The sequence below is a fragment of the Dolichospermum sp. DET69 genome, assembly GCA_017355425.1.
Classification (GTDB): Bacteria; Cyanobacteriota; Cyanobacteriia; order Cyanobacteriales; family Nostocaceae; genus Dolichospermum.
Map to the genome: position 1 here is coordinate 4,829,183 of CP070233.1, position 12,532 is coordinate 4,841,714.

A 12,532-nucleotide genomic window follows, 5' to 3' on the forward strand; every position below is an offset into this window, starting at 1 on the left:
AGTTGTCAAGGTACAGATTGCGGTTAGGCAGTTAGGTTTTTATACAGGTTGATTACCATTCCTGTTGTGAACAGTATAACACCATTAAGAACAAAGATGACAAAACTTCATGCACCTCAACAAATCTTCATGAAAAGAAAGACTCTATGCGCTTTATTACCGCAGGATTCGCTTATATCTCAGGTCTAAAGACACTGAGCTTTACGCTTACCGGATGCTCTTGTAAGTAACTTTTGATATTGTGAATTGTTAATTTTCTTATTCTGCTTGTTAATTTCTTCTTTTGCTTTGTCTATCTGTTTTAATAGTCTTGCTCGTTGAGTATTACCAGTTTTGGCTTGCCATTCGGTTGAAGCTTTTCCATTTAACCACTTGCCTTCTTTTTCCTCAAACCAATTATCTCCAAATTCTTGAGCAAGTACATTACTAATTCTATTTCTTAAAGTTATTTCAAATATACATAAAAAGGAATATAGAGATTCGGATAATCTCATATTGAGTTTATATAGTTTTAATGCCTCTAGCTTATCTTGATTGGTAGCAATTAAATATCTTGAAAGGCGTGCTTCGGAAAAAACTATGCAAAGACTATCATAGGTACTAGAGTCAGACATATTAAAAATATGGGTATTAATTATCTCATAAGAATTAATTATAGATCAGTATAATATAGCTGGAGTTATTCAAACCGAAAACATTTATTCTGGATACTTGACAAATCTGGGGAATATTTGTACTATATATGGTGTAAGCCTTGGGTACTCCTTGGAACATAAAATTTGATTCGGCCTTCAAAACGTGAATCAGCGAAGATTAGGCTTTATCACAATTTAGAGTTCCCGACCCCAAGGTAAGAATTTTTTTAACCTAAATAGCCTTAATTAAGTTTGATAAACTAAGTCCGCAGTGATTAACATCCTCATGATACTGCTTGGGATACTTGTTCTGAAGCTGATGGCGGTTTTTTAAGTGATGCGGATTTTGAGGATTTGTTTGGTGGAGATGCCTTAATTGGTGTGACAGGTGGCGCTGCGGCGATGTTAGAACCAATCATGTTACGCAGTAATTCTAAGCGTGATACTTTTGCCTGGAAGCGTGGGGAAACTACGGCTAGTGCTGGTGAGTTGATGGCTTTTAATGGGTTGACTGCGGAGGCGTTGACTAAGCGGGCTATTGAGTTGGTGCATTAATTAGAACGCAGATTAACGCAGATGAACGCAGATAAACGCAGATAAACGCAGATGATTTTGTGTTGACTTACGTATATTTGCGGTTTTGTTTTGAGACATTAAAATATACACTGGCAATAATCTATTCAAAAATTAGGACTATGGGATTTATCGACGCAATTTTTGGATCTGGATCTTTTGTTTTCAAGGGAATCAACACCCTTCATCAACTAGCAAAAAATTATGTTGCTAGACTTGTTGATGAAGCTTTAAGAGAGAGAGGTGTAGAAAACCAGCCTGCATCAAATCCAAATTCTGTTAATGTGCATTTTTACAATGTTCAAAATGTTGAAAATGATATCAAAAATAATAATATTGAACAAACAGAGATTGAGAAAAAGCGGGCGCGTGATAGTTCTCTCAATTTAAGTGATAGAGAGAAATTAGAAGAACTCAAAAAGCAAGGTGAAGATAAGTTTGAGCAGTGGCAAAAGGCTAAAACGCAGGAAGTTATCATTGAACAGGCAAAAAATCCTGATTCCTATGAAACATCATTTTTGAATAATGAGAAGGTTCATCTACTTCAGTTTCAGATGGGGCAAGTTGTCTTAGAAAAGCGATGTGTATGCGGTAGACCAATGATGTTACAGCATAAAGATCGTAAAGATGGTAGTATATTTTTATTGAATGATTTTTTTTGGTCTTGTGTTGGTTATTATAGTAGTCAATGTAGAGCTACACAAAAATTTCAAACACAAGATATTGGTTTACTCCACAAAGCCAATATAATTGAACTTCAGCTATCAAATACCGAACTTGGTCAAAGTTTTACTCGTCCACTAATTCAAAAGACAGTTGTTAGGCTTAGACAACATTTAGGAGAAGAAGATAGAGATATACTTTGTCCAATACACCATGTACCTATGATTGTGAGAGAAAAAGATAAATCTAACCACTCAAATGTAGTTTTAGATATGTTTCATCTAAGATGTCCGCATTTTGAATGTCGGCACACAGTGAAGTTAAAATCACTTGCACAAATTGCAGCACTTTTATATCGTAAGGAAGAACGTGGAATACTTTAATAACTTCAAATTAAGCATTTTCTAAACTTATAAAAAAGCCATTCAGTAAATTTGTGTCTACTCCAAACTCAGATAAAAGCTGTAATTTTTCTTTTCCCGAAAAAAATCAGCAAAGTCAAAATACACCAAATTTAACAGATGTTGATCCTATAGGTAACACTTGGGAAAAGCATCGAGTTAATGCTGATAAAATTGCTGAATTTTACGCCAAATCAGATAATGATACTTTTAATACGTATGCTTGGCGGTTGCAAAGCTGTTCTGAGTGGCTAGAGTTTCGCTTAGTACCAGAAGAAACAGCAAACACTCTCAAATTAAAATTAACTAATGCGCGATTTTGTCGAGTGCGTCACTGTCCTGTTTGTCAGTGGCGACGTTCTATGATGTGGAAAGCAAAAGCTTATCAGATTCTCCCTCAAGTTGTCACAGATTACCCTAAATACCGTTGGTTGTTTATCACTCTGACGGTAAGAAATTGCAACATTGAAGAACTCAGAGAAACCTTAGATGAAATAAACAAAGCTTTTAAACGTTTATCAGAGTTGAAAGCATGGCCAGCTAAAGGTTGGGTAAAGTCTATAGAAGTCACCAAAGGTAAAGATGGAATATCAGCACACCCACATATACACCTTTTAGCGATGGTACAGCCTTCATATTTCAGTCATGGCTATATTTCTCAAGCTAAATGGGTATCATTATGGCAGCAATGTTTAAGGGTTAATTATCAGCCAGTAGTTGATGTGAGAGCGATTAAAAAACACCATGATCCAAAAGTGTTAATTCCTGAAATTCTGAAATATCAGGTGAAAGAGGCTGATTTAGTGGCTGATAGGGAATGGTTTTTAGAGTTAACCCGTCAACTACACAAAACTAGAGCGATCGCAGTTGGGGGAGTTCTCAGACATTATATGCGAGAATTAGAGGAGAAAAATCAAGACCTCATTGGTGACAGTGAAGAGATAGATGAGGTTAAGGATAATAGTTTATATTTCGGATGGAATAGAAAATTACGTAAGTACATAATAGAGGGATAACTAAGATTAGTCAAGACACTCACTATCAAGTAAATACTAGGGTTTGAGAACCTTAAATAGAGTAGAGTTTCTTCAAAATAGAGAGGGTATAGGAAGCAAACCAGGGATTAAGATATTGGGAAGCAAGGGAAGAATACAAAGAAACAGGTGCAATAAACCAGATACATATACCGTGCATATAGGAATGTTCACCAATAACATGAAATAAAGGAAGCCAAGAAAGAAAAAGAGGATGTGTAAGGAAAGAGTGAGAAACATAAAGTCTGCCAACAGGAATACCCTCAAACTTGGGATAACGGGTGAAAATAGAAAACTCAATAATCATTGAAACACCTCAAATGAAATAGATGATTTTGAAACTAGAATACTTTCCTTCACCACAAATCAGGCGTTAGCCTGTGTAGATTAATAAGAAAACAAAGAATATCCAAGAAACAAATTTGCGCGTAGCGCACATAAAAACATATTTGTCTTTCGGATTGAGATTAATGACAAAGTAAAAAACTCTCAATTACATAGTGTTGTAGTAAATGAGAGTTTAAAATAGCCTTCACTTGAAACTAATAAATATCTTCCAAAGAATCAAAAAACCCTGTATCTGTTTACATTATCTCAGTCAAGCATTACTAGGGATTAGTAGAGCGATAGCGAAGCGCTGCTGCAAGCAGTTCGCACCTGAAAACCTTACGCTGTATCTGTTTACGTTATCTCACTCAACCATTACTAGGGATTAATGGGGCGATAGCGAAGCGCTGCTGCAAGCAGTTCGCACCTAAAAACCTTACCCTGTATGTGTTTACATTATCTCACTCAACCATTACTGGATTAGTGGAGCGATCATGTAAATATTCACCTCACCTGAGAATTATCGGTGCGTAGTTTATAATAGGATCATACCGAAAAATTTTATATAGGATTTAAGGTTATTCATAATGCTGCAAATTATCCAAGCAACCTGTACCAACGGTGAACTTATTTTGAATGAAAAACTAAGTTCCGAATTAGAAGGTAAAACCATACAAATTATGATTCTCGAACCCAGCGAATCTAAACAACCAATAGATTCTCAAGAATCGAAAATACAGCAATTCTTAGCGCGAGTTAATAACTACTCCTTCCCAGTTCCCTCAGACTACAAATTTAATCGAGAAGAAATTTATGATAGATAAAATTTTTCTTGATAGTAACCTCTGGATTTATCTCTATGCTAAAAATCCGCTAGAAAAATCCCAGCAAGTTGCAGAAATCATCAAAAATAATTCTTCATCTCTGTTAGTTAGCACCCAGGTTTTAGGAGAATTATTTCATGTTTTAACTAGAAAAAAATTCACATCAAAAACAGATGCAATTACAATCATATCAGATATAGTGAATACTTTTCCGATTCAGGCAATCAACACAACAGAAGTTATACAAGCATTGGAAATCAATGCGAAATATAATTACTCTTATTGGGATAGTTTGATTATAGCTACAGCTTTATTAAGTGAATGTTCCATCATTTACTCAGAAGATATGCAACATAATCAACTAATAGAGAATAAGGTAAGAATTATCAATCCATTTGTTTAATTTCATATCTTTTTAATTCCTGTAGGGTGGCTTAACAACAATATAACCCACCATTAATAACACTAAATTATAACCCAAAAAACCTGTATCTGTTCACATTATCTCAGCCAACCATTACTAGGGATTACTAGAGCGATAGCGAAGCGCTGCTGCAAGCAGTTCGCACCTGAAAACCTTACCCTGTATATGTTTACATTATCTCACTCAACCATTACTAGGGATTACTGGGGCGATCCGCAGTTGAAAAACCCTGTATCTGTTCACATTATCTCACTTAACCATTACTAGGGATTACTGGAGCGATAGCGAAGCGCTGCTGCAAGCAGTTCGCACCCAAAAACCCTACCCTATATCTGTTTACATTATCTCACTCAACCATTACGAGGGATTACTAGAGCGATAGCGAAGCGCTGCTGCAAGCAGTTCGCACCTGAAAACCTTACCCTGTATCTGTTTACATTATCTCACTCAACCATTACTAGGGATTAGTGGAGCGATTCGCAGCCCAAAAACCCTGTATCTGTTCACATTATCTTACTCAACCATTACTAGGGATTAGTAGAGCGATAGCGAAGCGCTGCTGCAAGCAGTTCGCACCTGAAAACCTTACCCTGTATCTGTTTACATTATCTCACTTAACCATTACTAGGGATTACTGGGGCGATAGCGAAGCGCTGCTGCAAGCAGATCGTGTAAATAAGAGAAGATAATAGAACCATGACAGATACACCTGGAAAAATTCACCTCACCTGAGAATTATCACCCGACCATGAGTTATAATCAAGATTAAAGTCATAACCATAAAATTACTATGACTATCCAAACCTTAGACAAAACCACCACAATTTCCGAACAGCAATTTCTTCTACCTGGCCATTACACCTGGGAGGAATTTGAAACAATAGAAACCTTAACCGCAGACGCAGCAGGTTTGCGGATAACTTATCTTGATGGGTGCATCGAATTTATGACGCTGAGTGAACAACATGAAATGATTAAAACCATTCTTGGTTTTTTACTAGAATTATATTCCTGTGAAATAGGTATAAATCTGATTCCAGTAGGTAGTGCTACTCGTCGTGCAAAAGAAAAGAGTGCTTCCTTTGAACCTGATGAATCTTATTACATCGGAGAAAAAAAGGAAAATCCAGATTTGGCAATTGAAATTAATATTACCAGTGGCAGTATTGATAAACTAGAAAAATATAAAAGGTTTAATATTACCGAAGTCTGGTTTTGGGAAAATAATCAATTGTATTTATATCATCTTAAAAATGATAATTATGAGCAAATTAATAAAAGTGAATTATTGCCATATTTAGATATATATTTATTGATGAATTGTGTTTTAATGCCTTCCATCATTGATGCAAGAACAGCATTTATTAAAGGTATTAAAAAGTAGTAGTTTGTTGTTTGGGTTAACACAAGGAAACCCAACAATACCCACCATTAATAACACTAAATTCCAACCCAAAAACCCTGTATCTGTTCACATTATCTCACCCAACCATCACTAGCGATTACTGGGGCGATAGCGAAGCGCTGCTGCAAGCAGTTCGCACCTGAAAACCTTACCATGTATCTGTTCACATTATCTCACCCAACCATCACTAGCGATTACTGGGGCGATAGCGAAGCGCTGCTGCAAGCAGTTCGCACCTGAAAACCTTACCATGTATCTGTTTACATTATCTCACTTAAGCATTACTAGGGATTAGTAGAGCGATCCGCAGTTGAAAAACCATGTATCTGTTCACATTATCTCACCCAACCATTACTAGGGATTACTGGAGCGATAGCGAAGCGCTGCTGCAAGCAGTTCGCACCTGAAAACCTTACCCTGTATCTGTTTACATTATCTCACCCAACTATTACTAGGGATTAATAGAGCGATCCGCAGTTGAAAACCCTACCCTGTATCTGTTTACATTATCTCACTCAACCATTACTAGGGATTACTAGAGCGATAGCGAAGCGCTGCTGCAAGCAGTTCGCACCTGAAAACCCTACCCTGTATCTGTTTACATTATCTCACTCAACCATTACTAGGGATGTTTAGGGCGATAGCGAAGCGCTGCTGCAAGCAGTTCGCACCTAAAAACCTTACCCTGTATCTGTTTACGTTATCTCACTCAACCATTACTAGGGATTAGTAGAGCGATCGCACCCCAAAAGCCCTGTATCTGTTTACATTATCTCACTCAACCATTACTAGGGATTAGTAGAGCGATTCGCAGCCCAAAAAGCCTGTATCTGTTCACATTATCTCACTCAAGCATTACTAGGGATTAATGGGGCGATCCGCAGTTGAAAACCTTACCCTGTATCTGTTTACATTATCTCACTCAATCATTACTAGGGATTACTGGAGCGATCCGCAGTCCAAAAACCCTGTATTTGTTCACATTATCTCACTCAACCATTACTAGGGATTACTAGAGCGATAGCGAAGCGCTGCTGCAAGCAGTTCGCACCTGAAAAGCTTACCCTGTATCTGTTCACATTATCTCACTCAACCATTACTAGGGATTACTGGGGCGATAGCGAAGCGCTGCTGCAAGCAGTTCGCACCTAAAAAACTTACCCTGTATCTGTTTACATTATCTCACTCAAGCATTACTAGGGATTACTGGGGCGATCGCACCCCAAAAGCCCTGTATCTGTTTAGATTATCTTACTCAACCATTACTAGGGATGTTTAGGGCGATGCCTCCGGCGAGCGAAGCTATCATGTGAATAAGAGAAGACAATAGAACCATGACAGATACACCTGGAAAGATTCACCTCACTTGAGAACCATCACCCAGGGCGTAGTTTATAATAGAATCATACCGAAAAAATTTACTCAATTGAGGAGTTAATCATGGTAATAAAAATTGCAGAAGTATCTAAAGATATTGATACCCTAACAGAAGAAGCGCAAATCTTACTACTGGATTTTATTCAATTACTTAAAAAACGTTATCCAAAACCAGAAAATCAACTCATAGAAAATGAGATAACTGTCTCATCTACCCAAAAACAAAAACCACATCCACTAGACACATTTATAGAAAAACATGGTGCTTGGGAAGATGAACGCACAGCAGCAGAAATAGTCAAAGAGATTTATGATAGCCGTACTATTTCTAATTACGATATTAGCTTATGACTTATTTATTAGATACTGACACCTGCATTTACTGGATTAAAAATATTAATTCCGTCAGAGATAAAATTCAACAAATAGGATGGGAGCAAATTTATATTTGCAACATCACCGTTGCTGAACTGTATTTTGGTGCTTATAATTCTCAAAAAGTAGCAGAAAATTTAACTCGTGCAGAAAAATTCATTCAAGATATAGAAGTTATCAATTTAGATAATAATGCTGTCAAAAAGTTTGGAGAATTAAAAGCAGAACTTAGAAAAACCGGACAACCAGTAGCAGATTTCGATTTATTAATTGCTAGTGTTGCAATAACTAGAAACTATATTTTAGTAACTAACAACACTCGTCATTATAGCCGAATTTCCGAGCTAAAATTAGACAACTGGATTGCACCTTAAAAAAGTTCTTGAACATGAATTAACAGTAACATAACCCATCATTAATAACGCACTTATTACAACCCAAAAAGCCTGTATCTGTTTACGTTATCTCACTCAAGCATTATTAGGGATTAATAGAGCGATAGCGAAGCGCTGCTGCAAGCAGTTCGCACCTGAAAACCTTACCCTGTATCTGTTTACGTTATCTCACTCAAGCATTACTAGGGATTGATAGAGCGATAGCGAAGCGCTGCTGCAAGCAGTTCGCACCTGAAAACCTTACCCTGTATCTGTTTACGTTATCTCACTTACCATTACTAGGGATTACTGGGGCGATAGCGAAGCGCTGCTGCAAGCAGTTCGCAGCTATCATGTAAATAAGAGAAGACAATAGAACCACCATAGATACACCACCGAAACATTAACCTCACCTGATAATTATCACCCGAAGTAAATTAACATAGTGAATGATAGAATTAACAGCAAAGTAATGATTCAATTACAACAATTGCAAGAACAGGTATTAAAATTACCAATCAAAGAACGCTGGAATCTTGTGCAAACCGTACTAGCATCAATTCAACAAGAAACCCTATCTTCTATTTCTCCTCAACCCACCCTAGAAACCTTATCTGAACTTGACCCCTGGACACAAAGCCTAATAGGTGTAATTAGCTTAGAATCAGAAAATCCAGAAGAAAGTTATGTTAATTACCTAGAGGAGAAATATAATTGAAACAGATATTATTTGACAGCGATGTTTTGCTGGATATTTTAGCACAGCGTCAACCGTTTGTTGTTGCCTCAGCACAAGCATTAAATACAGTCGTGAAAAAACAGGTGCAAGGCTTTGTTTCAGGACACGCTGTCACCAATATTTTCTATATTTTACGCCGCCAAATTGGTAGCGAAGCAGCACGTAAATTAATAGAAAACTTATTACAACATATTCAAATTGCCAGCGTTACAGATGAAGTAATTCATCAAGCTTTAAAAAGTCCAATTAAAGATTTTGAAGATGCAGTGACAAGTGCCGCAGCAATGTCAACAGGTTTAGAAATAATAGTAACACGAAATAAAGCCGATTTTGTACAGTCTTCAATACCAGCAATGTTGCCAGAAGAGTTATTGAAAATGCTTTGAAAAGTAGGTTAGGTTGACGTAATGAAACCCAACAATACCACCATTAATAACACTAAATTACAGCCCAAAAACCCTGTATCTGTTTACGTTATCTCACTCAAGCATTACTGGGGATTAGTAGAGCGATAGCGAAGCGCTGCTGCAAGCAGTTCGCACCTGAAAACCTTACCCTGTATCTATTTACGTTATCTCACTCAACCATTACTAGGGATTAATAGAGCGATAGCGAAGCGCTGCTGCAAGCAGTTCGCACCTGAAAATCTTACCCTGTATCTGTTTACATTATCTCACTCAACCATTACTAGGGATTACTGGGGCGATCCTTACGGCTATCATGTAAATAAGAGAAGACAATAGAACCATCACAGATACACATAAAAATATTCATTTATATTAAATTCACTAAACCCAAACTAATCTGAATTGCTCTATCTACCTGTTCCATTGTGACTGATTCCAGAACACCCAACCGCTTAATTAATCTTTGTTTATCAATAGAACGAATTTGATTAAGAAGTGCAACAGAATCAACCTGTAAATCTCCTTCTGGTACTTTAATTAGCACTTCAGTAGGATATAAAGGTTCTGTAAACTGAGAAGTAAGAGCAGCAACAATAGTTATAGGACTATATTGATTAGAAACGTCATTTTGTAAAATTAAAGCTGGGCGTGTTTTTTTGATTTCTGAACCTATAGTTGGATCAAAATTAACCAAGTAGATTTCACCACGTTGGGGATAGATAATTTTTCCTTTACTTAACACGCTTCTTCTTCCAGATTAAACCACTCTTCAACTAATCCTAAATCACGTTCTGCTCTTTTAATAGCTCCTTGTTTCAACTGTTCTTTGATATTACTAAATTTACTATAACTACCATTCGCATATTCATCACGGACTAATTGAATTTCTTTTTTAGTTTCTTCATCTTCTTGCAAATTTTCCTCCTCATCATCAGCAATAGCTTCATTAAGAAGCTGCGAAATCTGCCGTTTTTCTGATAAACTTAGCGCATTTAAGGAATTAATCAGTAACTCCATCGGAATGAATAGATTTAATCCAGTTTGTGACATGGCTTTTATCATGATGCGATCACTATTCTACATCATATCAAATGATGATGGATTAGTCTATAAAAACCCTGTATCTGTTCACATTATCTCACCCAACCATCACTAGCGATTACTAGAGCGATAGCGAAGCGCTGCTGCAAGCAGTTCGCAGTCATGGCAGAAAATGACAAAACCTGCCATACTATAGAAAAGAAAATTCAGCGAAGTCACATTTTGAAAAGTATGAATATTTCCTTACCTGACACCATGCGCGATTATATAGAAGAACAGGTAGCGCAAGGTGGTTACAGCAGCGTTAGTGAATATTTTCGGGAATTAGTGCGACAAGACCAAAAACAGAGAGCAAATGAGCGACTACAAACAATGCTCTTAGAAGGATTAAACTCAGGAAATGCAACAGAAATGACTGCACAAGATTGGGAAGATATTCGTCAAGCAGTTTGTGAAAAAACTAACAAACGTCAAAGTGCAATTTAGCCATGATGTTTGCAATTAAAAAAAGACCTCAAGTTATCCGCGACTTGATAGATTTAGCCACCTACATAGTAGAAGACAGTTTAGACGTTTCCGACCGCTTTTTAATAGCAGCAGAAACAACATTTAAACAATTAGCTAAAACTCCAGCTATGGGGAAATTGACAGATTTTCCCCATCCTAATTTAGCAGATATTCGACAACAATCAATTAAAGGATTGAGAAAATATCTAATTTTTTATCGTATCACTGAATCAGAAATTGATATTTTGCGAGTTATTCATGGTGCAAGAGACATTGTAACAATATTAGATGAGGATTTAGAAATATGAGTAATTAGGTTGGGTTGACGCAAGAAAACCCAACAAAACCCACCATTAATAACACTAAATCGCAGCCCGAAAACCCTACCCTGTATCTGTTTACATTATCTCACTCAACCATTACTAGGGATTACTGGGGCGATAGCGAAGCGCTGCTGCAAGCAGTTCGTGTGAATAAGAGAAGATAATAGAACCATGATAGATACACCTGGAAATATTCACCTCACTTGAAAATTATCACCCGCACTAAATCAAACCTTCTACCGATAGGCTAAAATTAGTAAACAAGCCTTTTCACAAAATCACCAGTATGCAAGTTAATAATCTTACCATTGATCAACTAAAAGCCCTGATTCGAGAAACAGTTAGAGAAACCATAGAAGAACTGCTAACAGACTCAGAGACAAATCAAACCATCAAAGAGAATTTCAAACAAGAATTATTAACCATTCAGAAACGCAGAAAAACAGGTGCTAGAGGTATTTCCACAGCAGAAGTAATGCAAAGACTAGGTTTAGAAAACAGATGAATTACCTAGTTGAGTATGAACCAGAAGCACTAGCAGACCTAGAAAAATTGACAAAATCGGTTTGTCAAAGAATAGTTAATAAAATTAATTGGTTAGCTGAAAATTTCGACCAAATTACACCGCAACCCCTAACTGCTGACTTATCAGGTTTCTTTAAATTGAGAGTTGGAGATTATCGAGTTATTTATGAATTTGACTCTGATGAAAGAATTATTTTTATTGATAGAGTTGGACATCGGAGAGAGATTTACAACTAAATCATTTACTTGATTTTAAATTATTTGTTAGAGTGAATTAAACGCACTTATTACAACCCAAAAACCCTGTATCTGTTTACATTATCTCACTTAAGCATTACTAGGGATATTTAGGGCGGTCGCACCTGAAAAGCTTATCCTGTATCTGTTTACATTATCTCACTCAACCATTACTAGGGATTAATGGGGCGATAGCGAAGCGCTGCTGCAAGCAGTTCGCACCTGAAAACTTTGCCCTGTATCTGTTTACATTATCTCACTCAAGCATTACTAGGATGTTTAGAGCGATCGCACGGTTGGATATCTCGTAAAAAATCTTACTTGATTTTTCTTTACATATC

At 36.8% G+C, this 12,532-nt stretch carries 17 protein-coding genes and 1 pseudogene; 14 read left to right on the top strand and 4 right to left on the bottom strand.

Annotated features, from left to right (window positions below; genetic code table 11):
- Positions 1–185 precede the first annotated feature (185 nt).
- Positions 186–614 carry an Abi family protein gene (locus EZY12_22085; protein ID QSX67373.1) on the bottom strand — a complete coding sequence of 143 codons (429 nt, stop codon included), beginning with the start codon at positions 612–614 and terminating at the stop codon, positions 186–188.
- Between the two features lie 267 nt (positions 615–881).
- Between EZY12_22085 and EZY12_22090 the strand changes: the two are divergent.
- From EZY12_22090 to EZY12_22100, 3 genes and pseudogenes are all read left to right on the top strand, one after another.
- Positions 882–1,190: pseudogene (locus tag EZY12_22090) on the top strand (phosphoketolase).
- 140 nt (positions 1,191–1,330) lie between these two features.
- Positions 1,331–2,254: a hypothetical protein gene (locus EZY12_22095; protein QSX67374.1), complete on the top strand. Its 924-nt coding sequence runs from the start codon at positions 1,331–1,333 to the stop codon at positions 2,252–2,254.
- A gap of 29 nt (positions 2,255–2,283) precedes the next feature.
- The gene (locus EZY12_22100; GenBank protein QSX70779.1) at positions 2,284–3,288 is read left to right on the top strand and encodes a protein rep; all 1,005 of its coding nucleotides are present in this window, start codon (positions 2,284–2,286) and stop codon (positions 3,286–3,288) included.
- A gap of 52 nt (positions 3,289–3,340) precedes the next feature.
- Here the strand turns inward: EZY12_22100 and EZY12_22105 are convergent, their stop codons facing one another.
- Complete coding sequence (locus EZY12_22105) at positions 3,341–3,613, bottom strand: hypothetical protein (GenBank protein QSX67375.1); 273 nt, start codon at positions 3,611–3,613, stop codon at positions 3,341–3,343.
- A gap of 607 nt (positions 3,614–4,220) precedes the next feature.
- On the opposite strand from EZY12_22105, the gene EZY12_22110 reads away from it, so the two are divergent.
- The 7 genes from EZY12_22110 to EZY12_22140 all read left to right on the top strand — a co-directional run bounded on the left by EZY12_22110 (position 4,221) and on the right by EZY12_22140 (position 9,537).
- The gene (locus tag EZY12_22110) at positions 4,221–4,457 is read left to right on the top strand and encodes a hypothetical protein (protein ID QSX67376.1); all 237 of its coding nucleotides are present in this window, start codon (positions 4,221–4,223) and stop codon (positions 4,455–4,457) included.
- Positions 4,447–4,860: a PIN domain-containing protein gene (locus EZY12_22115; GenBank protein ID QSX67377.1), complete on the top strand. Its 414-nt coding sequence runs from the start codon at positions 4,447–4,449 to the stop codon at positions 4,858–4,860. The genes EZY12_22110 and EZY12_22115 overlap by 11 nt, the downstream gene beginning before the upstream one ends.
- A gap of 811 nt (positions 4,861–5,671) precedes the next feature.
- Positions 5,672–6,265 (top strand): Uma2 family endonuclease, encoded by a 594-nt coding sequence (locus tag EZY12_22120; protein ID QSX67378.1) that lies wholly within the window; start codon positions 5,672–5,674, stop codon positions 6,263–6,265.
- A 1,461-nt stretch (positions 6,266–7,726) separates the two neighbouring features.
- Positions 7,727–8,014, top strand: a complete 288-nt coding sequence (locus tag EZY12_22125; protein QSX67379.1) for a hypothetical protein — start codon at positions 7,727–7,729, stop codon at positions 8,012–8,014.
- Positions 8,011–8,412: a type II toxin-antitoxin system VapC family toxin gene (locus EZY12_22130; protein QSX67380.1), complete on the top strand. Its 402-nt coding sequence runs from the start codon at positions 8,011–8,013 to the stop codon at positions 8,410–8,412. Before EZY12_22125 ends, EZY12_22130 begins: the two co-directional genes overlap by 4 nt.
- A gap of 472 nt (positions 8,413–8,884) precedes the next feature.
- Entirely contained in the window at positions 8,885–9,130 is a 246-nt protein-coding gene (locus EZY12_22135) for a hypothetical protein (protein ID QSX67381.1), read from the top strand.
- A complete protein-coding gene (locus EZY12_22140) occupies positions 9,127–9,537 on the top strand; it encodes a PIN domain-containing protein (GenBank protein ID QSX67382.1) in 411 nt (136 codons plus the stop codon). The genes EZY12_22135 and EZY12_22140 overlap by 4 nt, the downstream gene beginning before the upstream one ends.
- A gap of 388 nt (positions 9,538–9,925) precedes the next feature.
- Here the strand turns inward: EZY12_22140 and EZY12_22145 are convergent, their stop codons facing one another.
- Positions 9,926–10,300: a type II toxin-antitoxin system PemK/MazF family toxin gene (locus EZY12_22145; GenBank protein ID QSX67383.1), complete on the bottom strand. Its 375-nt coding sequence runs from the start codon at positions 10,298–10,300 to the stop codon at positions 9,926–9,928.
- On the bottom strand, positions 10,294–10,575 hold the full coding sequence (locus tag EZY12_22150; GenBank protein ID QSX70780.1) for a hypothetical protein: 282 nt from the start codon (positions 10,573–10,575) through the stop codon (positions 10,294–10,296). The genes EZY12_22145 and EZY12_22150 overlap by 7 nt, the downstream gene beginning before the upstream one ends.
- Positions 10,576–10,821: 246 nt before the next feature.
- Here EZY12_22150 and EZY12_22155 point away from each other — a divergent pair, with 246 nt between their 5' ends.
- The 4 genes from EZY12_22155 to EZY12_22170 all read left to right on the top strand — a co-directional run bounded on the left by EZY12_22155 (position 10,822) and on the right by EZY12_22170 (position 12,191).
- A complete protein-coding gene (locus EZY12_22155; protein QSX70781.1) occupies positions 10,822–11,085 on the top strand; it encodes a type II toxin-antitoxin system ParD family antitoxin in 264 nt (87 codons plus the stop codon).
- A gap of 5 nt (positions 11,086–11,090) precedes the next feature.
- Entirely contained in the window at positions 11,091–11,414 is a 324-nt protein-coding gene (locus tag EZY12_22160) for a type II toxin-antitoxin system RelE/ParE family toxin (protein ID QSX70782.1), read from the top strand.
- 301 nt (positions 11,415–11,715) lie between these two features.
- Positions 11,716–11,934, top strand: a complete 219-nt coding sequence (locus EZY12_22165) for a hypothetical protein (GenBank protein QSX67384.1) — start codon at positions 11,716–11,718, stop codon at positions 11,932–11,934.
- Positions 11,931–12,191, top strand: coding sequence for a type II toxin-antitoxin system RelE/ParE family toxin (locus EZY12_22170; protein QSX67385.1), 261 nt, complete (start codon positions 11,931–11,933; stop codon positions 12,189–12,191). The genes EZY12_22165 and EZY12_22170 overlap by 4 nt, the downstream gene beginning before the upstream one ends.
- Positions 12,192–12,532 lie beyond the last annotated feature (341 nt).

What these genes read in the sequence shown, in the direction of transcription:
- EZY12_22085 (QSX67373.1), bottom strand. Translation starts at nt 614, where the DNA reads ATGTCTGACTCTAGTACCTATGATAGTCTTTGCATAGTTTTTTCCGAA.
- EZY12_22095 (QSX67374.1), top strand. Translation starts at nt 1,331, where the DNA reads ATGGGATTTATCGACGCAATTTTTGGATCTGGATCTTTTGTTTTCAAG.
- EZY12_22105 (QSX67375.1), bottom strand. Translation starts at nt 3,613, where the DNA reads ATGATTATTGAGTTTTCTATTTTCACCCGTTATCCCAAGTTTGAGGGT.
- EZY12_22110 (QSX67376.1), top strand. Translation starts at nt 4,221, where the DNA reads ATGCTGCAAATTATCCAAGCAACCTGTACCAACGGTGAACTTATTTTG.
- EZY12_22115 (QSX67377.1), top strand. Translation starts at nt 4,447, where the DNA reads ATGATAGATAAAATTTTTCTTGATAGTAACCTCTGGATTTATCTCTAT.
- EZY12_22120 (QSX67378.1), top strand. Translation starts at nt 5,672, where the DNA reads ATGACTATCCAAACCTTAGACAAAACCACCACAATTTCCGAACAGCAA.
- EZY12_22125 (QSX67379.1), top strand. Translation starts at nt 7,727, where the DNA reads ATGGTAATAAAAATTGCAGAAGTATCTAAAGATATTGATACCCTAACA.
- EZY12_22130 (QSX67380.1), top strand. Translation starts at nt 8,011, where the DNA reads ATGACTTATTTATTAGATACTGACACCTGCATTTACTGGATTAAAAAT.
- EZY12_22135 (QSX67381.1), top strand. Translation starts at nt 8,885, where the DNA reads ATGATTCAATTACAACAATTGCAAGAACAGGTATTAAAATTACCAATC.
- EZY12_22150 (QSX70780.1), bottom strand. Translation starts at nt 10,575, where the DNA reads ATGGAGTTACTGATTAATTCCTTAAATGCGCTAAGTTTATCAGAAAAA.
- EZY12_22160 (QSX70782.1), top strand. Translation starts at nt 11,091, where the DNA reads ATGTTTGCAATTAAAAAAAGACCTCAAGTTATCCGCGACTTGATAGAT.
- EZY12_22165 (QSX67384.1), top strand. Translation starts at nt 11,716, where the DNA reads ATGCAAGTTAATAATCTTACCATTGATCAACTAAAAGCCCTGATTCGA.
- EZY12_22170 (QSX67385.1), top strand. Translation starts at nt 11,931, where the DNA reads ATGAATTACCTAGTTGAGTATGAACCAGAAGCACTAGCAGACCTAGAA.